Source organism: Neopararhizobium haloflavum (assembly GCF_002750855.1).
In the GTDB taxonomy this organism is placed as follows: domain Bacteria; phylum Pseudomonadota; class Alphaproteobacteria; order Rhizobiales; family Rhizobiaceae; genus Georhizobium; species Georhizobium haloflavum.
In genome coordinates this window covers 76876-97741 of record NZ_NWUC01000006.1, presented here as the reverse complement: position 1 = coordinate 97741, position 20866 = coordinate 76876, and the positions used below count along the sequence as shown (strand labels likewise).

General features: G+C 62.0%; 22 protein-coding genes. 11 read left to right on the top strand and 11 right to left on the bottom strand.

The features are described 5' to 3' along the window. Positions 1–3 precede the first annotated feature (3 nt). The 4 genes from CN673_RS13950 (at position 4) to CN673_RS13935 (ending at position 3754) form a co-directional block, all read left to right on the top strand. Positions 4–1947, top strand: a complete 1944-nt coding sequence (locus CN673_RS13950; RefSeq protein WP_099866988.1) for a heme biosynthesis protein HemY — start codon at positions 4–6, stop codon at positions 1945–1947. Positions 1948–2138: 191 nt separating this feature from the next. After that, positions 2139–2600 (top strand): tellurite resistance TerB family protein, encoded by a 462-nt coding sequence (locus CN673_RS13945; RefSeq protein WP_099866987.1) that lies wholly within the window; start codon positions 2139–2141, stop codon positions 2598–2600. Beyond that, positions 2597–3373: a glutamine amidotransferase gene (locus CN673_RS13940; protein WP_370853045.1), complete on the top strand. Its 777-nt coding sequence runs from the start codon at positions 2597–2599 to the stop codon at positions 3371–3373. Before CN673_RS13945 ends, CN673_RS13940 begins: the two co-directional genes overlap by 4 nt. A gap of 90 nt (positions 3374–3463) precedes the next feature. Continuing rightward, entirely contained in the window at positions 3464–3754 is a 291-nt protein-coding gene (locus tag CN673_RS13935) for a YggT family protein (protein WP_099866986.1), read from the top strand. Between the two features lie 87 nt (positions 3755–3841). Here CN673_RS13935 and ppa read toward each other — a convergent pair whose 3' ends face one another. The 3 genes from ppa to typA form a co-directional block, all read right to left on the bottom strand. Continuing rightward, entirely contained in the window at positions 3842–4369 is a 528-nt protein-coding gene (gene ppa, locus CN673_RS13930) for an inorganic diphosphatase (RefSeq protein ID WP_099866985.1), read from the bottom strand. A gap of 126 nt (positions 4370–4495) precedes the next feature. Continuing rightward, complete coding sequence (locus CN673_RS13925) at positions 4496–5002, bottom strand: GNAT family N-acetyltransferase (protein WP_099866984.1); 507 nt, start codon at positions 5000–5002, stop codon at positions 4496–4498. 185 nt (positions 5003–5187) lie between these two features. After that, positions 5188–7008 (bottom strand): translational GTPase TypA, encoded by a 1821-nt coding sequence (typA, locus tag CN673_RS13920; RefSeq protein WP_099866983.1) that lies wholly within the window; start codon positions 7006–7008, stop codon positions 5188–5190. Between the two features lie 185 nt (positions 7009–7193). Here typA and CN673_RS13915 point away from each other — a divergent pair, with 185 nt between their 5' ends. Then, positions 7194–7676 (top strand): MarR family winged helix-turn-helix transcriptional regulator, encoded by a 483-nt coding sequence (locus CN673_RS13915; protein WP_099866982.1) that lies wholly within the window; start codon positions 7194–7196, stop codon positions 7674–7676. A gap of 11 nt (positions 7677–7687) precedes the next feature. Then, positions 7688–8923, top strand: coding sequence for a multidrug effflux MFS transporter (locus CN673_RS13910; RefSeq protein WP_099867180.1), 1236 nt, complete (start codon positions 7688–7690; stop codon positions 8921–8923). Between the two features lie 9 nt (positions 8924–8932). Here CN673_RS13910 and CN673_RS13905 read toward each other — a convergent pair whose 3' ends face one another. Then, positions 8933–10153, bottom strand: a complete 1221-nt coding sequence (locus tag CN673_RS13905) for an argininosuccinate synthase (protein ID WP_099866981.1) — start codon at positions 10151–10153, stop codon at positions 8933–8935. Positions 10154–10304: 151 nt separating this feature from the next. Here CN673_RS13905 and CN673_RS13900 point away from each other — a divergent pair, with 151 nt between their 5' ends. After that, positions 10305–10946, top strand: coding sequence for a LysE family translocator (locus CN673_RS13900; protein WP_099866980.1), 642 nt, complete (start codon positions 10305–10307; stop codon positions 10944–10946). Here the strand turns inward: CN673_RS13900 and CN673_RS13895 are convergent, their stop codons facing one another. The 3 genes from CN673_RS13895 to CN673_RS13885 form a co-directional block, all read right to left on the bottom strand. Next, positions 10947–11453, bottom strand: coding sequence for a hypothetical protein (locus tag CN673_RS13895; protein WP_099866979.1), 507 nt, complete (start codon positions 11451–11453; stop codon positions 10947–10949). A 9-nt stretch (positions 11454–11462) separates the two neighbouring features. Then, entirely contained in the window at positions 11463–12698 is a 1236-nt protein-coding gene (gene rlmN / locus CN673_RS13890; protein ID WP_099866978.1) for a dual-specificity RNA methyltransferase RlmN, read from the bottom strand. Between the two features lie 154 nt (positions 12699–12852). Then, positions 12853–13356 (bottom strand): invasion associated locus B family protein, encoded by a 504-nt coding sequence (locus CN673_RS13885; protein WP_099866977.1) that lies wholly within the window; start codon positions 13354–13356, stop codon positions 12853–12855. Between the two features lie 360 nt (positions 13357–13716). On the opposite strand from CN673_RS13885, the gene CN673_RS13880 reads away from it, so the two are divergent. Then, positions 13717–14295 (top strand): sigma-70 family RNA polymerase sigma factor, encoded by a 579-nt coding sequence (locus tag CN673_RS13880; RefSeq protein ID WP_099866976.1) that lies wholly within the window; start codon positions 13717–13719, stop codon positions 14293–14295. A gap of 15 nt (positions 14296–14310) precedes the next feature. On the opposite strand, the gene CN673_RS13875 is transcribed toward CN673_RS13880, so the two are convergent. The 4 genes from CN673_RS13875 to CN673_RS13860 all read right to left on the bottom strand — a co-directional run bounded on the left by CN673_RS13875 (position 14311) and on the right by CN673_RS13860 (position 16463). Continuing rightward, a complete protein-coding gene (locus CN673_RS13875; RefSeq protein WP_099866975.1) occupies positions 14311–14715 on the bottom strand; it encodes a YkvA family protein in 405 nt (134 codons plus the stop codon). Between the two features lie 76 nt (positions 14716–14791). Next, a complete protein-coding gene (locus CN673_RS13870) occupies positions 14792–15094 on the bottom strand; it encodes a 4a-hydroxytetrahydrobiopterin dehydratase (RefSeq protein ID WP_099866974.1) in 303 nt (100 codons plus the stop codon). Between the two features lie 22 nt (positions 15095–15116). Further along, entirely contained in the window at positions 15117–15710 is a 594-nt protein-coding gene (gene thpR / locus CN673_RS13865; RefSeq protein ID WP_099866973.1) for an RNA 2',3'-cyclic phosphodiesterase, read from the bottom strand. Positions 15711–15812: 102 nt separating this feature from the next. After that, positions 15813–16463, bottom strand: a complete 651-nt coding sequence (locus CN673_RS13860) for an arylesterase (protein WP_099866972.1) — start codon at positions 16461–16463, stop codon at positions 15813–15815. Positions 16464–16551: 88 nt separating this feature from the next. On the opposite strand from CN673_RS13860, the gene CN673_RS13855 reads away from it, so the two are divergent. From CN673_RS13855 to CN673_RS13845, 3 genes are all read left to right on the top strand, one after another. Then, on the top strand, positions 16552–17271 hold the full coding sequence (locus CN673_RS13855) for an ABC transporter ATP-binding protein (RefSeq protein ID WP_099866971.1): 720 nt from the start codon (positions 16552–16554) through the stop codon (positions 17269–17271). Positions 17272–17282: 11 nt separating this feature from the next. After that, positions 17283–19862 carry an ABC transporter permease gene (locus CN673_RS13850; protein WP_099867179.1) on the top strand — a complete coding sequence of 860 codons (2580 nt, stop codon included), beginning with the start codon at positions 17283–17285 and terminating at the stop codon, positions 19860–19862. Positions 19863–20120: 258 nt separating this feature from the next. Then, positions 20121–20855 carry a Bax inhibitor-1/YccA family protein gene (locus tag CN673_RS13845; RefSeq protein WP_099867178.1) on the top strand — a complete coding sequence of 245 codons (735 nt, stop codon included), beginning with the start codon at positions 20121–20123 and terminating at the stop codon, positions 20853–20855. The last annotated feature ends 11 nt before the right edge of the window (positions 20856–20866 follow it).

Sequence of the window (20866 nt, the reverse complement as noted above, 5' to 3'; positions counted from 1 at the left end):
CGCATGATCCGGATTTTGTTTTTCGTCGCAGTCATTCTGGCACTGGGGTTGAGCTTTGCCTGGCTCGCCGATCGTCCGGGAGAGATGATCCTGGTTTGGCAGGGACAGCGTGTGGAGATGTCTCTGCTCGCCGGTATTGCTGGGCTGACGACTTTGCTCGCGGCCATCGTTCTCGTGTTGTGGCTGATAAAGGCGGCCTTCTCGTCGCCAGAGTCCGTTCGCCGCTATTTTCGTCACCGCAAACGCGACCAGGGTTACAAGGCGCTGTCGAGTGGGTTGATCGCAGCCGGTGCCGGGGATGCGATGCTGGCGCGTCGAATGACACGTCGTTCGCGATCCCTTCTGAGTGCCGACAAGGAGCCACTGATCCACGTCCTGGAAGCGCAGACCTACATGATCGAGGGCAGGCACGACGATGCGCGCGCCAAGTTCGAAGCGATGGCGGAGAACCCGGAAACGCGTGCCCTTGGCCTGCGAGGGCTTTACCTGGAAGCGCGTCGTCTCGGTTCGGACGAAGCGGCACAGCATTATGCCGAACGCGCCGTGGAGAAGGCGCCGCATCTCCCATGGGCCGGTCAGGCCGCGCTCGAGTATCGGTCCCGCGACGGCAACTATGATCAGGCGATCAAGCTGCTCGAAAAGCAACGCAGCAACCGGTCCATCGACAAGACGGCTTCCGACCGAAAGCGCGCCGTTCTCCTGACCGGCCGCGCAATAAGCGCGCTCGAAAGCGATCCACGCCAAGCGAGCATCGATGCGCAGGAAGCCAATCGGCTCGCTCCAACGCTCGTTCCGGCAGCGGTTACTGCGGCGAAGGCGCTGTTTCGCCTCAACGACCTGCGCCGCGGATCGAAGATTCTGGAAAAGGCCTGGAAGACCAATCCGCACCCAGAGATCGCCGACAGCTATGTGCGCGCCCGGGTAGGCGATTCGGTGCAGGATCGCCTCAAGCGAGCCAAGCGGCTCGAGACCTTGCGCCCCAACCACTTTGAATCGTTGCGCATCGTTGCCCAGTCAGCGCTCGATGCCCACGACCACAAACTGGCGCGGGAGCGGGCCGAGGCCGCGTTGCGTCAGCATCCGCGCGAAGGCATCTATCTGTTGCTCGCCGATATCGAGGAGGCTGATACGGGTGATCAGGGCCGCGTTCGTCACTGGATGGCTCAGGCACTCAGGGCCGATCGTGATCCGGTCTGGACTGCCGATGGGTATGTTTCCGAAAACTGGGCGCCGATATCTCCGGTGACGGGCGAGCTCGACGCCTTTGTCTGGAAGGTCCCGGTCGAGCAGATCGGCGGGCATCAGATCGATGACAAACGCGACGATGCCCGCGATGCGGATGAAGCCATCCGCAGCCTGCCGCCCGTCGAGCCCGCCAAGCCGAAGGGCCCGGCACCTCAGTCGCCTGCTTGGCCGAAGGCTGAGAAGCAGTCGCCGGAGCAGAACAGGCAAGAGCGTCCCGCCAGTGAGGCGACGAACAAGGCCGCGGTGACAGATACTGTCAAGCCGGAAGGTCCGGTCGCCTCTGATCAGGAGCAGCCTACTGAAAAGCCGGCCGAGCCGATCGTTGCCCAGCCGGCTGTGCCGCAAGCCGTCGTCGCGTCCCCCGAGCCTGCCGAGCCGGCCAAGGCGGGCGGGCCTGAAGAAGGCGCCGACAAGGGGGCTGTCGTCATTCCCTTGCAAAAGCCGCGGCGCGATGGCGCCAAAAACGACGCAGTGAAGGCCAGCGGTGCAGGCGCCGTGGCCACGGACCGACCGCCTGAAGCCCAGTCGACCACCAGTGCCGGGGCGGCATCCGTTCCCCCCAAAGCGGCAGGCAAGTCGGGTCCGATCGATAGCGATCAGGAGAAGGAGCAACGCTTCCTGACCCATCGGATCGACGACCCGGGGGTCAATCGCGAGACGCAGCAGACCACGACGAGCGGCTCCAAGTTTCGCTTGTTCTGATCGGAGCCGAGCGTCCTGCGCGCCTTTGCCGCAGGACGCTTTTCCATGGCCATGAAAGAGTCTAGACCTCGTCAGGTCTGGCGGCGATTGCTCTCGGTCCTTCATTGGGGCGGTCGCCGCAGGTCGATCCACCGCCGCTGTGGCCATGGAAATGAATTCACGGTTGCAGGAGGGAGTTGCAAGGGGACCTCATGCTTGAACGGCTGCAGAAACTTCTGCATTCCATGTCTGGCCATGACCGCGGCCCGTCGCGATTTACGCGAGACGACCCGCGCGTTGCGGCGGCGGCATTGTTCTTCCATGTCGTCGATGCCGATGGGGTGGTCAGCAAGTCGGAGAGACGCAAGCTCAAGGACATCATCGCTTCGGCCTACAAGCTTAAAGGCGCCGAACTCGAAGCGGTCTTGAAGGCTGGTGAGTTGGCCGATGACGAAGCCGTCGATCTTTATGCCTTCACCAGCGTGCTGAAGCGGTCGCTCGACAGCGACCAGCGCGTCGACTTCGTCGAACTGTTGTGGGAAGTCGTCTACGCTGACGGCGAGCGCCACGAGCTGGAAGAAAATGTGGTCTGGCGCATTGCCGAATTGCTCGGTGTATCGGCGCGGCAGAGGGTATGGGCGCGTCAGCGCGTCGAGGACGGCCGCGGCGAATGATGATGCATGATGTGATACACTCCGGTGCAAACGGTGCGCGTGGGACCGTACTGGTCGTTCTACACCAGGAGCGCTCCAGTCCCGGTCGTGTTGGCCAGATGTTGCTGCAAGCTGGCTTTTCCCTTGATGTTCGCCGTCCGGTTCTCGGCGACGACCTCCCCGATACCCTTGATGCGCATGCGGGCGCGATCGTCTTCGGCGGCCCGATGAGTGCGAACGACGATGACCCGGCCGTTCGACGCGAAATCGACTGGCTCGACGTCCCTTTGCGGGAGGACAAGCCATATCTCGGCATCTGCCTGGGCGCGCAGATGCTGGTCAAGTCGCTTGGCGGGCGTGTCAGTGCGCATCCCGACGGGCTGACGGAAATCGGCTGGTATCCGCTCCGGCCGACGGCGGCGGGCGAGGCGCTGATGCGCTGGCCGTCCATGGTTTATCATTTTCATCGCGAGGGCTTCGATCTGCCATCGGGCGCAACGCTGCTTGCGACAGCCGACGAATATGAGAATCAGGCGTTTCGCTATGGTGATAATGCCTGGGCAGTGCAATTCCACGGTGAGTTGACCCGCGCGATGATGCAGCGATGGGTCGTTCATGGCGCCCATCGCTTTGAACTTCCCAACGCGCAGAAGGGCCGCGACCACCTGCATGGGCGCCTGGTTCACGATGGTCCCCTGCGTCAGTGGCTCGCTGATTTTCTTGACCTGATCTTCCTGCGGCAATTGTCGCAAGAGGCCGGTATCGTCCGGCGTGGCAGCGTTCAGGGCCGCTAGACCGAGGCATCCAGACACCGACCGGATGCCGCCCTTGCCGCCCGTTGCGCAAGTGGATACATGTCGGTCCACTGCGCAATGGAGACTGACATGCTGGCCGTTTTCCAGACCATCGATCTGGCTTTGAGCATCTATACCTGGATCATTATCGCGAGCGCCGTTTTCTCATGGCTCTACGCATTCAATGTGGTGAACTCGAACAATCGCTTCGTCGGCACCGTTGGAGAATTTCTTTATCGCGCGACCGAGCCTGCGCTCCGGCCGATCCGCAGGATACTGCCGGACCTCGGTGGTCTCGACATCTCTCCGATCGTTCTCTTGCTGATCATCTTCTTCATCCGGTCGCTGATGTGGAACAGCATCGCGCCGGCAGTCATCTGATGGACATTCGCCCCACATCACCGGCTTTTCCGGGGCTGATGTGGGGCGCTTGTCTTCAGCGGCCTTTGCCGCGGGGCACGCGACCCATCAGCCCTTGGCGCGTTCGATCGCCTCGGTGATATAGGTCTTGGCGGCATCGGCGGTCTGCCAGTCGCCAATCTTCACCCACTTGCCTGGTTCCAAATCCTTGTAGTGCTCGAAAAAGTGCTGAATCTGCTTCAGCGTGATCTCGGGCAGATCGGAATAGTTGAGAACCTTTTCATAGCGCTTGGTCAGGGCGGGCATCGGCACGGCGATAATCTTCTCGTCCTTGCCGGAATTGTCCTCCATGAGGAGAACCCCGATGGGGCGCACGTTGATCACGCAGCCCGGCAGGAGCGGACGGGTATTGCAGATCAGCACATCGATCGGATCGCCGTCTTCCGAAAGCGTGTGCGGCACGAAGCCGTAATTGCCCGGATAGGTCATTGGCGTGTGCAGGAAGCGATCGACGACGAGCGTACCGGCCTCCTTGTCCATCTCATATTTGATCGGCTGACCGCCGACCGGGACTTCGATGATGACGTTGATATCCTCGGGCGGATTCTTGCCGATGGCGATGGCGTCCAGGCGCATGGAAACTCTCAATTTGTTGGTCGTCTTCTGTCTCGGAGATTGGCCCGGCAATTACATGCTAATGTGCTGCGGCGCAACCAAACTTTGGTTAGACACCGTAACGCCGGCAAGCCGATGGATGCGGGCTTACTGCCAGACGAAGGCAACCTTCTTCAGCATTTTGCCGTCGAATGTTTCCGAGCCTTCGGCAACGTCTCGCCCGCCAGTCAGGCGGTAGAACTGGAGAGCCCGATCGTTCTCCTCCAGTGTCCAAACCACGACTCCACGGCATCCAAGAGATGCCAGAAGTCGCCGTGCTTCGCCGAACAGTCGTTTGCCGAGGCCGATGCCCTGGTATTCCGGCCGGAGATAGAGTTCATAGACCTCGCCCTCCTGCGGCAACGCCGGGGCCCGGTTGAGGCCAAGCGTCGCATAGCCGGCAATCGTGCCCCCGACGTCGAGAACGAGGATGCTGGTGGAGCCGCGAATGGCGCGCTGCCACCATTTGACGTTTCGCCGCTCCATCATCACCCGGAGCGTGCGGAACGGGATGATGCCGCTATAGGCATGCGACCACGCTGCCCGATGCGTTTCGGCGATGGCGAGCGCATCGGCGGGTTCTGCATGCCGCACATCGATGGAGAGCGTCTTCATGGCCGAATCCTAGCTGTTTCGGCCGAGGCGACGAAGTGCCATCATCATCCGAAACGTCGATCCCCACAGATAGTTTGCCTGCAGGTGTTCGGCAGAGATTAACGCTTTCTTAAGGCTTCCGGCAAGGGGAGCGACCTGTCCGAAATCGGCACGGCCACTCCCACTTCTGGACGAGCTGGGACTGCTCAGGCGGTGGCCCTGGTCTTTTCGAATCGCTTGCGCTCGTTGGAATCGAGGTAGGTCTTGCGCAGACGAATCGACTTCGGCGTCACCTCCACGAGTTCGTCGTCCTGAATCCATGAAAGGGCCCGGTCGAGGGTCATCTTGATCGGCGGGGTGAGCTTCACCGCCTCGTCCTTGCCCGAGGCACGCATGTTGGTCAGCTTCTTGCCCTTCAGGACATTCACTTCCAGATCGTTGTCGCGTGTGTGAATGCCGATGATCATCCCCGCATAGACCTTTTCGCCGGCATCGATGATCATCGGGCCGCGGTCTTCCAGGTTGAACAGCGCATAGGCCACGGCCTCGCCGGGCTCATTGGCCAGAAGGACGCCCTGCACCCGGCCGGCTATCTCGCCCTTGAACGGCTGATACGAGTGAAACAGCCGGTTCATGATCGCCGTGCCGCGCGTGTCGGTCAAAAGCTCCGACTGATACCCGATGAGGCCGCGCGTAGGCGCATGGAAGACCAGACGCACCCGGTTGCCGCCGGAGGGCTTGAGTTCGACCATCTCCGCCTTGCGTTCCGACATCTTCTGGACCACGACGCCGGAATGCTCGTCGTCGACGTCGATGAGGACCTCTTCGATGGGTTCAAGAAGCTGGCCGCTATCGTCTTTCTGCATGACGACACGCGGTCGCGATACGGCCAGTTCGAAGCCCTCACGGCGCATCGTCTCGATGAGCACGGCGAGCTGCAATTCGCCGCGACCGGAGACATAGAAGGAATCCTTGTCGTCGGCTTCTTCGATCTTCAGCGCAACGTTGCCTTCAGCCTCTTTCAGGAGACGGTCCCGGATCACGCGCGAGGTCACCTTGTCGCCTTCGGTTCCGGCCAGCGGACTATCGTTGACGATGAACGACATCGTGACCGTCGGCGGATCGATCGGCTGGGCCTGAAGGGGTTCCGTCACGGAAGGATCGCAGAACGTATCGGCAACGGTGCCCTTGGAAAGGCCTGCTATGGCAATGATGTCTCCGGCCTTGGCCTCGTCGATCGGCTGGCGCTCGATACCGCGGAAGGCGAGGATCTTGGAGATGCGACCGGACTCGATCTGCTTGCCGTCGGCATGGAGCACCTTGACGGCCTGGTTCGGTTTGATCGTGCCGGAGTGTATGCGCCCGGTGATGATCCGGCCCAGAAACGGGTTGGCCTCGAGGATCGTGCCGATCATGCGGAACTGGCCCTCGGCGACCGTCGGCTCGGGCACGTGGTCGAGCACGAGATCGAGCAAGGGCGAAAGACCCTGGTCCTGCGGGCCGGCGGGGTCGGTGTTCATCCAGCCGGCGCGGCCGGAGCCATAGAGAATCGGAAAGTCCAGCTGCTCATCCGTCGCATCGAGTGCTGCGAACAGATCGAATACCTCGTTGACGACCTCGTCGGCGCGCGCATCGGGCCGATCGATCTTGTTGATCGCGACGATCGGGCGCAGGCCGACCTTCAGAGCCTTACCCACCACGAACTTCGTCTGCGGCATCGGGCCCTCGGCCGCGTCGACGAGCACGATCGCGCCATCGACCATCGACAGGATGCGCTCGACCTCACCGCCGAAATCGGCGTGGCCGGGCGTGTCGACGATGTTGATGCGCGTATCCTTCCAGACAACCGAAGTCGCCTTCGCCAGGATGGTGATCCCGCGCTCCTTTTCCAATTCGTTGGAATCCATGACGCGCTCGGCAACGCGCTGGTTCTCGCGGAAAGCGCCGGATTGTTTCAGGAGTTCGTCGACAAGCGTCGTCTTGCCATGGTCGACGTGTGCGATGATCGCGATATTGCGCATGCTCATGGGATGATGTCTCGGAGTTTGGGGGCGCTACTCGCGAGCGCCATAACAATTGGCGCGCTCTTACATGGTTTTTTGCGTGCGCGAAAGACCTGCGCCATGCTGGCATCGCATGTCGGCCCGCCACTTGCGGCAGTGCAGCATAATTGCTAAGTAACCCTTATCATCTATCCAGATCGGAATCTGTAATGTCTCGCAGCGTCGACCCCGACTCGCTCGGCTTCGTCATCACCGATCTCGGCCGGCTGCTTCGTGCGGCCGTCGAGAGAAAAATCGCCGAACGCGGCCTCGATGTCACGCCGGGCGAAGCGCGTGCGCTCGTCCACGCCGCAGCTCTTGGCGGGGGACGGCAGACGCTTCTCGCCGAACGGCTGGGTGTCGAGCCGATGACCGTCAGCGGCTACATCGATCGCCTGGAGCAGCGTGGTCTGCTGACCCGGCGCGCCGATCCGAACGACGGGCGAGCCAAGATCGTCGAGGTCACCGATGCCGCCGACCAGTTGATCGATGAGGCACGCGTCGTGTCGCGTTCGGTGCTGGACGACATCATGTCGGATATCGCGGAGGAGGAGCGCGACGCCTTCGAGCGCGTCATTCGCTCGATGCGTGGGCGGCTTCAGAACCGGCTGGGGTGCGGCAAGCCGGGCCGCAGCGAGGGAGAACCGTCATGACGGCTTCTGCGGTGCCGGCCCGCATGAGCGAACGGCATACGAGTTTGATCGCGGCGCTGCTTGTCGCGATCGGTCCCGTCTCGATGGCTCTCTACACTCCCGCGATGCCCGAGTTGGTTCGGGCATTCGACAGCAGCAACGCGGCCATCAAATCGACGTTGACGTTCTACTTTGCCGGATTTGCCGTGGCCCAGCTTCTTGCCGGCCCGTTGTCCGATGCATTCGGACGACGTCGCGCGGCGCTCGGCTTTCTGAGCGTTTATCTTGTCGGCAGCGTTCTCGCCGCAACCGCAGTCAGCGTCGAGATGCTGCTTGTCGCACGCCTGATACAGGGAACGGGCGCGGCGGTGGGCGTGACCGTCGCCCGGGCGATCGTGCGCGACCAGTTCACGGGCGACAAGGCAGCGCGCATAATGAACATGGTAGGCATCATGCTTGCCATCGCACCGGCGATGTCGCCGGCGCTCGGCGGCTTCACGCTCGCGCTCGCCGGATGGCAGGCGATCTTCTACCTGATGGTCGGTTTCGGCGTGGTCTCATCGCTTCTCCTTGCCCTGACGATGCGCGAGACGAGCGTGCCGAGCCGCGCCTATGCCGAACCGCGCATAGTGATCAAGAATTATCGCACCGTCCTTGGAAACGCCGAGTTCCTGTCCGCCAGCATCGTCTGCGGCTTTGCCGTGGGGGCACTTTACGCCCAGGCAACGATCCTGCCTTTCGTACTGATCGATACAGTCGGTCTGACACCGACTGAGTTCGGTTTTGGCATGCTGATGCAATCAGGCTCGTTCTTTCTTGGCTCGGTGACGATGCGCCTCCTGATGCGCCGGCATAGCGCCGAAAGGCTGGTGCTTCCCGGGCTCTGCTTCATTTCGACCGGGGCGGTACTTCTGATCGGCGCCTTGTCGATATTCGGTGCATCGTTCTTCACGGTCATGGCACCGATCGCCTTTGCTGCCTTCGGCATCGCATTCATCATGCCGCATATGCAGATCGGAGGATTGCTGCCGTTTCCGCACATTGCCGGTTCGGCATCAGCGATGATGGGGTTCATCCAGATGGGCTCGGGGCTTCTCGGCGGTACGGTAGCGGCATTGATCGGCCACCCGGTGCTTGCCATCGCGATCGTCGTGCCGTCCATGTCGGCGATTTCCGTGATGGGCTATGTCTGGCACCTGAAAGAAAAGCGGCTGCGCACGCGCGCAGCCGCCGAGATGCTGGCAGAGAAGGCAGCGCCGGCCGAGTAGCCGGTTCAATCAGCCGCGATCGCGTGCGGCGAGCGTCCTGAGGCGCAGGGCGTTAAGGCGGATGAAGCCGGCGGCGTCCTTCTGGTCATAGGCGCCGCGGTCATCCTCGAAGGTCACCAGCGCGTCGGAGTAGAGCGACTTGGGCGACGATCGGCCGATCGTCATGACGTTGCCCTTGTAGAGCTTGAGGCGCACGGTGCCCTCGACATGTTCCTGGCTTCTGTCGATGGCTGCCTGCAGCATTTCGCGCTCGGGCGAGAACCAGAAACCGTTGTAGATCAATTCGGCGTAGCGCGGCATCAACTCGTCCTTGAGGTGCGCGGCGCCACGGTCAAGCGTGATCGATTCCATCGCCCGGTGGGCGGCGATCAGGATCGTGCCGCCCGGCGTTTCGTAGACGCCGCGCGATTTCATGCCGACGAAGCGGTTCTCGACGAGGTCGAGACGGCCGATGCCATTGTCCCGGCCAAGCTCGTTGAGCTTCTGGAAAAGGGTCGCCGGGGAGAGATTCTCACCGTTCAGCGAGACCGGATCGCCCTTCTTGAAACCGATTTCAACGATGGTCGCCTCGTCCGGCGCGTCCTCGGGAGACACGGTGCGCTGGTAGACGTATTCCGGCGCCTCCTCTGCGGGATCCTCCAGGACCTTCCCCTCGGACGAGGAGTGCAGCATGTTGGCATCGACGGAGAAGGGAGCCTCGCCCTTCTTGTCCTTGGCGACCGGGATCTGGTGCTGCTCGGCGAAGTTGATCAAGTCGGTCCGGGACTTGAACGACCAGTCGCGCCACGGCGCGATGACGCGGATATTCGGGTTCAGAGCATAGGCTGACAGCTCGAAGCGGACCTGGTCGTTGCCCTTGCCGGTCGCGCCATGAGCGATTGCGTCGGCGCCGGTTTCCTCGGCAATCTCGATCAGACGCTTGGAAATCAGGGGTCGGGCGATCGACGTGCCGAGAAGATAGACACCCTCATAGAGCGCATTGGCACGGAACATGGGAAAAACGAAATCCGCGATGAACTCCTCGCGCAGATCCTCGATGTAGATTTCCTTGATGCCCAGTATCTCTGCCTTCTTGCGCGCCGGCTCCAACTCGTCGCCCTGGCCGAGATCGGCCGTGAAGGTCACGACTTCAGCGTCGAGCTCCGTCTGGAGCCACTTCAGGATGATCGAGGTGTCGAGGCCGCCGGAATAGGCGAGAACCACCTTCTTGACGTCTTTCAGTGCGGTCATGGAAGCTTCCGTGTGTCAGGGGCGAATTTGCGGCGCACTTTATTCAGAACGCGCGCCGACACAAGCGTTCGCTCCACATGGTATGTTTCGGGTGGAAGTTGAGCGCGTGCGGCTCTAGGGATGGTGCAGTCAGACATATCGGATCGCAGTCATGAGCTTTCTTCCCGATCTACCCACACTTCTCGCCTTTGCAGCCGCCTCGATCTTCCTGGCGATCACGCCGGGCCCGGACATGACGCTTTTCATCAGCCGTGCCCTGTCGGATGGGCGCCGAGCGGGCTTTGCCTGTGTCCTTGGAGCGATGAGCGGCATCGTCGTGCATACGACGCTCGTCGCGTTGGGCCTTTCGGCATTGATCGTCGCGTCGCCGACGGCCTTCCTGGTGCTGAAAGTGCTCGGTGCCGGCTATCTGCTCTATCTCGCATACCAGGCGATACGAGGGGGATCTTCTCTGGCGGTCAAGCGAGGCGTCGCGATGAAGCGCAGCTTCTACGCGGACTGGGCAATGGGTCTCGGCGTCAACCTGCTGAACCCGAAGATCGCGCTTTTCTTCATGACGTTCCTGCCGCAATTCGTTTCGGCGGGCGATCCGAACGTTGCCGCACGACTCTTCTTCCTGGGATTCCTGTTCGTCGTCATCAGCCTGCCGATCGTTATCGCGATCATCTGGGCTGCCGATGGGCTTTCGGCATGGCTGCAGCGCAATACAAAGGTGATGCGTCTGGTCGATTACGGCTTCGCCGGCGTTTTCTCGGCGTTCGCAGTCCGTATCCTGCTGGCGCAGGGCCGTTGATCAACCTTCCGAGCGTTCGCTTTCCTCAAGCGCTTTGCGTTCGAGCCTGGCACGCTTGATCTGGCGTGGCAGCCAGCCGCCGGCCTGACGACCGGCCACGAGCCAATAGGCGACGCCGCCGAGCATGCCGGCAACGACGACGATGGCAAAGAACTGGAGTGAGGGCGCGCTGTCCTGTTGGGGATTGAGAAGCACGAAGCTGAGGCACAGCACGGCGATCAACGCACCGGATGCACAATAGAAGAGCCAATCGCGCTTGCGGCGGATCTCGGCGAAGAGCACGATGAACATGGCAGGCAACATCGCAGCATATGCGACCACGGCAGCAACCGCGAGGATGCCGACCATGAGGCCCATGACGGTCTCGTTGCTGCCGAGCGTGCGCACATCTTCCGGCGTGATGACGCGAGTCAGAAAGGCAAGGGCGGTGCCGGTGACCATGCAGGCGACGAAAAAGCCGAGCGCCATGGTGAGCAGCCGGAAGAAAAATAGCAGAAACCGGTCCACGTGGGGTCCTCAGTCGGCGCCGTGACCGGCGATCATCATCGATTCCAGCGCCATGCGCTCGGATTTCTTGAGGCGTTCGGATTCTGACTTCAGCTGACCGCAAGCGGCGAGAATATCGCGGCCACGCGGCGTGCGGATCGGCGAGGCGTACCCTGCCTGATTGACGAAATCGGCGAACTTCTCGATCTGTTCCCAGTCGGAGCACTCATAGGCGCTACCGGGCCAGGGATTGAAGGGGATGAGATTGATCTTGGCCGGAATGCCCTTCAGCAGGCGGACCAGGTCCTTGGCGTCTGCCAGGCTGTCGTTTACGCCCTTGAGCATCACATACTCGAAGGTGATGCGCTTGGCATTCGACAGCCCCGGATAGTCGCGGCATGCCTGCATCAGCGTTTCAAGCGGATACTTCTTGTTGATCGGCACCAGCTCGTCCCGCAGCTCGTCGCGAACGGCATGCAGCGAAATGGCGAGCATCACGCCGATTTCGTCGCCGGTCCGGTAGATCTCTGGAACGACACCGGACGTGGAGAGCGTTATCCGGCGCTTCGATATGGAAAGCCCGTCGCCATCCGAAGCGATCAGCAGCGCCAGCTTGACGTTCTCGAAATTGTAGAGCGGCTCGCCCATGCCCATCATGACGATGTTGGACACCTTGCGGCCGTCCGCCGGCACCATGGCACCCTCAGCCGTCTCCGTGTCGGGAAAGTCTCCAAGCCGATCGCGGGCGAGGAGGATCTGGGCGAGTATTTCGCCCGTGGTCAGGTTGCGAACCAGCTTCTGGGTGCCCGTGTGGCAAAACGAGCAGGTCAGGGTGCATCCAACTTGGCTGGAGACACACAGCGTGCCGCGGCCTTCCTCGGGGATGTAGACCGTCTCCACCTCGACAGGGCGTCCCGCTCCCCTTGGCGGGAAGCGCATGAGCCATTTTCGCGTGCCGTCGGTGGAGATTTGCTCTTCCACGATTTCCGGGCGGGCGATGGTGAAGTGGCGCTTCAGCAGTTCGCGCATCTCTTTGGAGATGTTGAGCATGTCGTCGAAATCGGAGACGCCTCGGACGTAGATCCAGTTCCACAACTGGCTGACGCGCATGCGTTGCTGCTTGGCCGGCACGCCGACATCTGCCAGCGCGTTTGCCATCTCGGAGCGCGACAGGCCGATGAGTTCGCGCAGTTCGGGACGCGGGGCGGCTCGCGCATCCAATGCGGCGCGTGTGCTCTCGTCTTTGAGGTCGAGTGTCAAAGCCATCGTTCAAGATCCGTGGTGCAAATGCAAAGACGCACCGCCCCGCGCCAGAACTGGGCATCGAGCAGTGCGTGATCGGCAATTTCTTGCGTTGGCGCGCCGTCTAACACGAATACCGCGCGAGGTCACCCTCGCTGAAAGCGGGCGTCCGTACGCATCAATCGCAGTTTTCGATCTCGTCGAGCGCGGCCGTGACGCCTGACAGGGAATAGGAGTAGCTCGTGCTGGTACCGCGTCCCGACGTCGCGCTGACCGTCATGGACGAGCCGGCGCGCATGGCGGACACAAGTGCCGGTTCTTCAGCGGCATTCTCGACCCAGGCCGAATTTCCACGTGTGAACAGCGTGAACGCGCGACCGTCGACGGTCACATTGACTTTCGACGCCTCGCGCAGCGGATAACCCATCATCGCCTGCGGCTCGTAGGACACGTTCTGGCCCGGGCGCTGCGAGATGAGGAAAAAGTTGTCGCCGTGATCGACGCTTGCCGGCTCGGACGATGTCGGCACGGACAGGACATAGCAGACCTTGCCGTTCGAACTGTCATAAGAGTAGGCGCCCCACGCATTGTGCTGGTTCATTCGCGTCGGCGACTGCGCGAGCGTCGCGGCGCTTGTGGCCATCAGGATCGCGATTGCTGGTACGAGTGTCTTCACGAACATTTTATCCTGCCGGTTGCCTCTTGCTCTCACCGATGATCGCGGTGGGGACCGATCCAGTCGACGCCTCACACACGATTCGATTCATGTTTACTTAAGCGCGGTTACCAAATCGTAAGCATATTCCGATTTCCGCACCGTCACGGGCCAGCCTGCTTGCGGCCGCCCACGATGGTTCGGCATGAGGTAAGAACAGCCATCGTCCAGCCATTTCCGCGCATGCCCCTTTGTCGCGCGACTATGGCTGAAAGAATTCGGCAAGAGTTTGACCTTTGGCCAAAGCTGTGTACCTCTGATCGGCATGCGGGAAAGATGGCCTCAACCTCGCCCGCTTGGACTTTGTAATCAGGACGTTGCCACTGCATGACCGTTGAGTTGAACCAGCGCTTTGCACGGTTGGCGCGCGCTGTGGCCGATGATCGCGACAAGGCCGCCTTCTGCGAACTCTTCGATTATTTCGCGCCGCGCATCAAAGCCTATCTCATTCGCCTCGGTATGGAGAACGCGCAGGCCGAGGAAATGACCCAGGAAGTGATGATCGTCCTGTGGCACAAGGCCGCCCTCTTCGATCATTCGAAGTCCTCCCTCGCAACCTGGCTTTTTCGCGTGGCCCGCAACCGGCGCATCGACGCTTTGCGGCGCGACCGTTCCGCTCTGCTGGATGGAGAGGATCCCGCCCTGCGTCCAGCCGAACCGGAAGCGCCGGACGAGGTCATCGCCGCCGAGCGCCGCGACGACCGGATTCGCAGTGCAATGGCCATGCTCCCGGTCGAGCAGCTGGAACTGGTTCGCATGGCATTCTTTCTCGGCCTGTCGCACAGCCAGATCGCAGAGCGAACAAACCTGCCCTTGGGTACCGTGAAATCGCGGATCCGGCTTGCTTTCGCACGGCTCAAAAGCGCGCTGGAGAATGATCCGGCGATCGATACCGATCTGATCTGAGTCCGGGCACCAATTTCAGCGAGGCGCGCGAGACGATCCCGTCGTGAGATCCGGATCGACACGCAGTGCTTCACGGGCCGCGTCGTAATGTGCCGGCTTGATATGGGCGCGGATGGCCGAGATGGCGGCGGCCAGAACGGCGATGTCGTCGGTAAAGCCGATCAAGGCTATGAAGTCCGGCACGAAATCGAGGGGCAGGACGAAATACGCCAGCGCTGCAAGCAGCGTGCCGCGCACCCGTGTCGGCGTTGCCGGGTCCATCGCGCAATAGTAGCTTGCGACGAGGTCCTCCATGAACGGCACGTGCCCGGCGGCCCGTTTCAAGGTCTGCCAAAAACGGTGCCGCACATCGCGTTCCTGCTCGGCGCGGTCGTTTTCGTCGGAGCCGCTGAGAATTTCACCGATCTTCACGTCGTCCATAATTTCTTATCCGTTTGACGATCCGGCGAGCGCGCCGGCCCAACCCCATATGGCGTTTGGGCCAGACTTCCGCCAGTCACTGGATCGAGCCGGCTGCCTCGTCCATGAAGGCCGCGAGCTTGAAGTCCCTGTCTGTCAGCCCATCCGCGTCGTGAGTGGTCAATTCGACCTTCACCGTCTTGTAAACGTTGAACCATTCGGGGTGGTGGTCCAGTTTTTCCGCCTTGATCGCGACCCGCGTCATGAAACCGAATGCTTCGTTGAAATCGCGAAAGGTGAACGTGCGAACGATCTTCCTGCGGTCGTCGGAGCAGGTCCAGCCCTCCAGCCTTGTCAGCCGGGCAGACACATCGTCGTCTTCAAGCTTAGCGACCGTCATGGGTCTCGTCCTTCGCTGCTCGTCAGAGTGGACCGTAATAGGCCCGCACGTCTTCAGCAGCTGAACGGGCGCCGGCGCCGACAGGTTCCAGCGGGAAGCTCTCTTCGACGACATAGGGCCCGCCGCCAACCGACTCGCGTGACGACATCAGTACGAAGCGGTCGACCGCAAAGGGCATGGTCACGAAGTCGCCACGACCCTCCAGATAGCGCACTGCATCGCCGGCGCGCGCCGTCTTCAGCCTGGCGAGCGTGACGTGCGGCTTGAACTTGCGAGGGTCGGGCGGCAAGCCGAGCCGCTGGCAGATGCGCTCCATTTCTCCTTGCAGCGCCATCAGTTCAGCGGTGGGCGTGACGCCGGCCCAGATCGAATGCGGCTTTTTCGACCCGAATGACCCGATGCCCTGCAGGCGAAGCTGGAATTCCTTGCGCCGGATGCGGTCGAAGGCGTTGACGACCTCGTCAGCCGTCGGTCCGGAAACATCGCCGATGAAACGCAGCGTGATGTGATAGTTTTCGACGTCGATCCATCGGGCGCCGGGCAGGCCACCACGAAGGAGAGAAAGAGACAGGGTGGCGTCGCGCGGGAGTTCGAGGGCGGCAAACAGTCTCGGCATGGAGGCCTCCGCGAATCGATGTGACAAGCCCAGCGAATCACGAGGCCTGCCGGCCGGCAAGACCTCAAAAATCGGGCCTCACAGCTAATTTCAACTGGTCATTCAGCCGTTGGTTCCGCTTTCGAGGGTGGCAATCCATTCTTCGGCTATGGGCAGGAAACCTTCGACCATGACGGCGATGCCCTCTTCGTTGGGATGCATGCCGTCGTCGAGGTTCAGTCTGGCCTGTGCAGCAACGCCTTCGAGAAAAAAAGGATAAACCGGCACGTCGTACTTTTCAGCGAGTTGATCATAGAGCGGATTGAACCGCTCGGCGTAATCGCCGCCCATGTTCGGCGGCGCGACCATGCCGGCAAGCAGAACGGCGATGCCGCGTTCCTGAAGGCGTGCGATCATTGCATCGAGATTGGCCTTTGTCGTTCCGGGGTCGATGCCGCGCAGCGCATCGTTCGCGCCAAGTTCGAGAATGACGCCGTCGGTGCCGTCCGGCACGGACCAGTCCAGCCGCGAAAGGCCAGCGGAGGTCGTGTCGCCCGAAACGCCGGCATTGGCGATCTCGACATCGTGACCGCGCTCGCGCAGCGCCGCTTCGAGACGGACTGGGAACGCCTGATCGGCAGGAAGCTGATAGCCCGCCATGAGGCTGTCTCCGAAGCCGACGATCTGCAGCGGCTCGCCCTGTGCCATGCTCACGCTCGCCATCAAGCCGACACACAAAGAGAGGAGGTAAGCGATGAGCGGTTTAATTGGCATGATGTCGCACCTAAATCCTTTGGTCTGGCAGCGCCGTATAGTGCCTCGACCGAGCCGTCCCTTCATCGACATATAGGATGCCGATCTCTTGTCCCAAGCCATCATCGACCTCAAAGACGCCGATCTCACGCTTGGATCGGGTGCCTCAGCCGTTCATGTCCTCAAACGCATGTCGCTGACCATCACGCCCGGAGAGTCCGTCGGCATCGTGGGACCATCGGGGTCAGGCAAGTCCACGCTTCTCATGGTGCTGGCTGGGCTGGAGAAAGTCGATAGCGGTCAAATCATGATTGCTGGCGCTCCCATCCACCAGATGAGCGAGGATGCGGTTGCCGACTTCCGCGGTCGCCATGTCGGCATCGTCTTCCAGTCCTTTCATCTCATTCCCAACATGACCGCCTTGGAGAATGTCGCCGTGCCGCTGGAGCTTGCCGGCCGCGCCGACGCATTCGACGTCGCTCGACGCGAACTGGAGGCAGTTGGTCTTGGAGACCGGCTCAGCCATCACCCTGGCGAGATGTCGGGCGGCGAGCAGCAGCGCGTTGCGATCGCCCGCGCGCTGGCGCCGCAACCGGCGCTTCTGATCGCCGACGAACCCACCGGAAACCTCGACGGGGAAACCGGCCGGCAGATCGCAGAGCTGCTTTTTGCCCAACAGGCCGAGCGCGACATGACGCTCGTTCTCGTCACGCATGATGTGAACCTCGCCGCGCGATGCGGTCGTCAGATCCGGGTACGGTCGGGAGAGATCATCGACGATGGCCGTTCCGCATCGGTCGAGGCACCGGCGCGCGGGGCGTTCGCATGACGTCCGGTTCGATGGACAATGCCGCAATCGCACCCAATCCGCCTCCACGGGGCGCGCAATTCCGGCTGGCCCTGCGTCTAGCGCTGCGGGAAATGCGTGGCGGATTGGGCGGATTCTATATCTTTCTCGCCTGCATCGCACTCGGAACGGCGGCGATCGCCGGCGTCAACTCGGTGTCGCGTTCGATCACCGAAGCGATCGCTGCGGAAGGACAGGCGATCCTGGCCGCCGACATGCGCTTCGAGATCGACAACCGTCCCGCCGGCGAGGAGGATATCGCTTATCTTGAAAGCCTTGGCGAAGTCGCGCGGTCCGTCAATCTGCGCTCGATGGCGCGGCTGCCCGACGGCAGCGACCAGTCGCTGGTCGAGGTCAAGGCTGTGGACGACCTCTATCCGCTTTACGGCGAACTGGTCACGGCGCCACGGATGGATTTTGCTGCCCGGCACGGTCTGAGCGAGGGGGCCTATGGCGCCGTCGTGGCTCCAATCCTTCTCGACCGACTCGGGTTGTCGCTGGGCGACCGGATCGACCTCGGCAATGCCACCTTCGAGATCCGCGCGACGCTCGAAAACGAGCCGGACCTTCTTTCGGAATCGTTTGCGTTCGCCCCGCGCTTCCTGATTTCCCTCGATGGGATCGAAGCGGCCGGGCTCGTTCAACTCGGCAGTCTCGTCGAGCACGTCTACAAAGTCCGTCTCTTCGAGCCGGCCACTTATGACGAGCTTCAGGCGATGCGAGACGTGGCGCGGGAGGACTATCGCGATGCCGGCTGGGCGGTGCGCACCAGCGCCCATGCGTCACCGCAACTGACGGAGAATGTCGAGCGCTTCTCGCAGTTCCTGACGCTGGTTGGACTGACGGCGCTCATTGTCGGCGGTGTGGGGGTTGCCAATGCCGTGCGCGCCTTCATGGACTCCAAGCGAAGCGTGATCGCCACCTTCAAATGCCTTGGCGCCGCCGGGCGTTTCGTGGTGCTGATCTACCTGATCCAGATCGCTCTGATCGCGTCGATCGGTATCGCCGCAGGGCTGGCGATCGGGCTCGTCGTGCCGTTTGTGGCGCAGGCATTCCTGGTCGACGTCCTGCCGATCTCGGCCGACGTCTCGATCTATCCGGGCGCGCTCATCATGGCGGCTGTCTTCGGCATGCTCACCGCCTTCGCCTTTGCGATCCTGCCACTCGGGCGCGCACGGGACGTCCCTGCCACGGCGCTTTTCCGCAGCCAGGGTTTCGACGCGGCAGGATGGCCACGCCCCGTCTATGTGCTCGGTGCCGCCGGGCTCATCGTCATTCTTGCGCTGCTTGCGGTCATGACGGCGCACGACCGGCTCATCGCGGCGATCTTCATCGCGGCAGTTGCCTTCGCCTTCGTCATCCTGCGTCTTGTCGGATATCTCATTCAGTCGCTGGCACGGCGGGCGCCGCAGGTGCGCTCGCCTGCACTGCGCCTTGCCATCGGCAACATCCATCGACCGGGCGCCCTGACGCCGTCGGTTGTGCTGTCGCTCGGTCTTGGTCTGGCACTCCTCGTCACGCTGGCCCTGATAGACGGCAATCTGAGGCGCGAGATCGCCGGCAATCTGCCGGAACGCGCGCCGAACTTCTTCTTCGTCGATATCCAGAGCAACGAGATCGACGGGTTCCGAGACATCATCAGCCAAGCCGCGCCGCAGGGCCAGATCGATGCCGTACCAATGCTGCGCGGCCGGATAACGCAGATCAACGGTGTGGTTCCGGAGCTTGAGGGTCTGCCTCCAGGCGGTCGCTGGGTTCTTCGCGGTGATCGTGGGCTGACCTATGCAGCAGATATGCCGGAGAACGCGCGGTTGACTGACGGAGAGTGGTGGGCACCTGGATATGACGGCGAACCGCTCGTTTCATTCTCCGCCGAGGAGGCCGGCGAACTGGGCATCGGCGTTGGCGACACGATCACTGTCAGCGTTCTTGGCCGGGAAGTCACGGCGCGGATCGCCAATCTTCGGGATATCGAGTGGGAATCGATGTCGATCAATTTCGTGATGGTCTTTTCCCCCAACACGTTCGCGGGCGCGCCGCATGCGTGGCTCGCGACGCTTACCGATCCCGGGCTCGACAGAGCCGGGGAGGCGGAGGTACTGCGCGGTGTCACCAGCAGCTATCCGACGATTACCAGCGTCCGGGTGAAGGATGCGATCGATGTCGTCAATCGGCTGCTCGAGCAACTGACGACGGCGATCCGAGCGGCAGCGTCCGTTGCGCTCGTCGCTTCAGTACTGGTCCTTGCAGGGGCTCTCGCGGCCGGCAACCGCGCACGGCGTCACGACGCCGTCGTCCTGAAAACGCTCGGCGCGACGCGGACCACGCTTATCCGGGCATTTTCCTACGAGTATCTGATGCTCGGCCTGGCAACTGGTTTGTTCGCGCTTCTCGCAGGCGGCGTGGCGGCCTGGTTCGTCATCGCGAGGATCATGACGCTACCTTCGACATTCCTGCCCGACGTCGCCCTCGTGACCCTGGCCATCGCGCTGGTCGTCACGGTCGGCATCGGCCTTGCCGGGACGTGGCGCGTACTGGGACAAAAGGCCGCTCCGATCTTGCGCAACCTCTAGGTCTGCCCAGGAAGTGCGCGATGGCGCCCCCGGCAGGCCGGAACCTGGGGCGAAGAGGCTCCCCGGTTGACGACAAGTTGACCCCAACCGACAGGCAGGCCTTGCGAAAACCGCTTTCGCACGGGGTCACGGCTCTTGCTCTCGCTCAACGGAGTGCTCATATTATCCACAGGCATGCTGGAGCCCCGCAGCGGCGCCTGGGCCGACCCATCGGCCGACCCGACACCGTGCAACTTTCGGGGCTTGAAAGAGGAAAATATGGCTGATCTTCGAAACTACCAGACCCGTGCGGCGCCTGTCGGCACGCAGGCCGGAGCTGAGATCGACCAGGGACTGCGCGATTATATGCTGCGCGTCTACAATCTGATGGCGCTCGGTCTCGCCATCACGGGCCTTGCCGCCTATGGCACCTTTGCCTTGGCTGCCTCAAATCCCGCTGTCGCTCAGCTGCTCTACGCAAGCCCGTTGCGCTGGGTCGTCATGCTGGCGCCGCTCGGCATGGTGTTCTTCCTGAGCTTCCGCATCAACAAGATGAGCGTCAGCGCAGCGCAGACCACGTTCTGGGTCTATTCTGCACTGATGGGCCTATCGCTCTCATCGATCTTCCTGGTCTTCACCGGCCAGAGCATCGTGCAGACCTTCTTCGTCACCGCAGCCGCCTTCGGCGCCCTGTCGCTCTATGGCTACACAACGAAGCGCGACCTGTCGGCGATGGGTTCGTTCCTGTTCATGGGACTCATCGGTCTGATCATCGCGATGGTCGTCAACATCTTCCTGCAGTCGAGTGCCCTGCAGTTCGCCATCTCGGCGATCGGCGTGCTCGTGTTCGCCGGCCTGACGGCCTACGACACGCAGGAGATCAAGTCGATGTATTACGAAGGCGATGGTCGCGAAGTGGCCGGCCGCAAGGCCATCATGGGCGCCCTTCGGCTCTATCTGGACTTCGTGAACATGTTCATGTTCCTGCTCCAGTTCATGGGCAACCGCGAGTAATCATCCCATCC

What these genes read in the sequence shown, in the direction of transcription:
- CN673_RS13950 (WP_099866988.1), top strand. Translation starts at nt 4, where the DNA reads ATGATCCGGATTTTGTTTTTCGTCGCAGTCATTCTGGCACTGGGGTTG.
- CN673_RS13945 (WP_099866987.1), top strand. Translation starts at nt 2,139, where the DNA reads ATGCTTGAACGGCTGCAGAAACTTCTGCATTCCATGTCTGGCCATGAC.
- CN673_RS13940 (WP_370853045.1), top strand. Translation starts at nt 2,597, where the DNA reads ATGATGATGCATGATGTGATACACTCCGGTGCAAACGGTGCGCGTGGG.
- CN673_RS13935 (WP_099866986.1), top strand. Translation starts at nt 3,464, where the DNA reads ATGCTGGCCGTTTTCCAGACCATCGATCTGGCTTTGAGCATCTATACC.
- ppa (WP_099866985.1), bottom strand. Translation starts at nt 4,369, where the DNA reads ATGCGCCTGGACGCCATCGCCATCGGCAAGAATCCGCCCGAGGATATC.
- CN673_RS13925 (WP_099866984.1), bottom strand. Translation starts at nt 5,002, where the DNA reads ATGAAGACGCTCTCCATCGATGTGCGGCATGCAGAACCCGCCGATGCG.
- typA (WP_099866983.1), bottom strand. Translation starts at nt 7,008, where the DNA reads ATGAGCATGCGCAATATCGCGATCATCGCACACGTCGACCATGGCAAG.
- CN673_RS13915 (WP_099866982.1), top strand. Translation starts at nt 7,194, where the DNA reads ATGTCTCGCAGCGTCGACCCCGACTCGCTCGGCTTCGTCATCACCGAT.
- CN673_RS13905 (WP_099866981.1), bottom strand. Translation starts at nt 10,153, where the DNA reads ATGACCGCACTGAAAGACGTCAAGAAGGTGGTTCTCGCCTATTCCGGC.
- CN673_RS13900 (WP_099866980.1), top strand. Translation starts at nt 10,305, where the DNA reads ATGAGCTTTCTTCCCGATCTACCCACACTTCTCGCCTTTGCAGCCGCC.
- rlmN (WP_099866978.1), bottom strand. Translation starts at nt 12,698, where the DNA reads ATGGCTTTGACACTCGACCTCAAAGACGAGAGCACACGCGCCGCATTG.
- CN673_RS13885 (WP_099866977.1), bottom strand. Translation starts at nt 13,356, where the DNA reads ATGTTCGTGAAGACACTCGTACCAGCAATCGCGATCCTGATGGCCACA.
- CN673_RS13880 (WP_099866976.1), top strand. Translation starts at nt 13,717, where the DNA reads ATGACCGTTGAGTTGAACCAGCGCTTTGCACGGTTGGCGCGCGCTGTG.
- CN673_RS13875 (WP_099866975.1), bottom strand. Translation starts at nt 14,715, where the DNA reads ATGGACGACGTGAAGATCGGTGAAATTCTCAGCGGCTCCGACGAAAAC.
- CN673_RS13870 (WP_099866974.1), bottom strand. Translation starts at nt 15,094, where the DNA reads ATGACGGTCGCTAAGCTTGAAGACGACGATGTGTCTGCCCGGCTGACA.
- thpR (WP_099866973.1), bottom strand. Translation starts at nt 15,710, where the DNA reads ATGCCGAGACTGTTTGCCGCCCTCGAACTCCCGCGCGACGCCACCCTG.
- CN673_RS13860 (WP_099866972.1), bottom strand. Translation starts at nt 16,463, where the DNA reads ATGCCAATTAAACCGCTCATCGCTTACCTCCTCTCTTTGTGTGTCGGC.
- CN673_RS13850 (WP_099867179.1), top strand. Translation starts at nt 17,283, where the DNA reads ATGGACAATGCCGCAATCGCACCCAATCCGCCTCCACGGGGCGCGCAA.
- CN673_RS13845 (WP_099867178.1), top strand. Translation starts at nt 20,121, where the DNA reads ATGGCTGATCTTCGAAACTACCAGACCCGTGCGGCGCCTGTCGGCACG.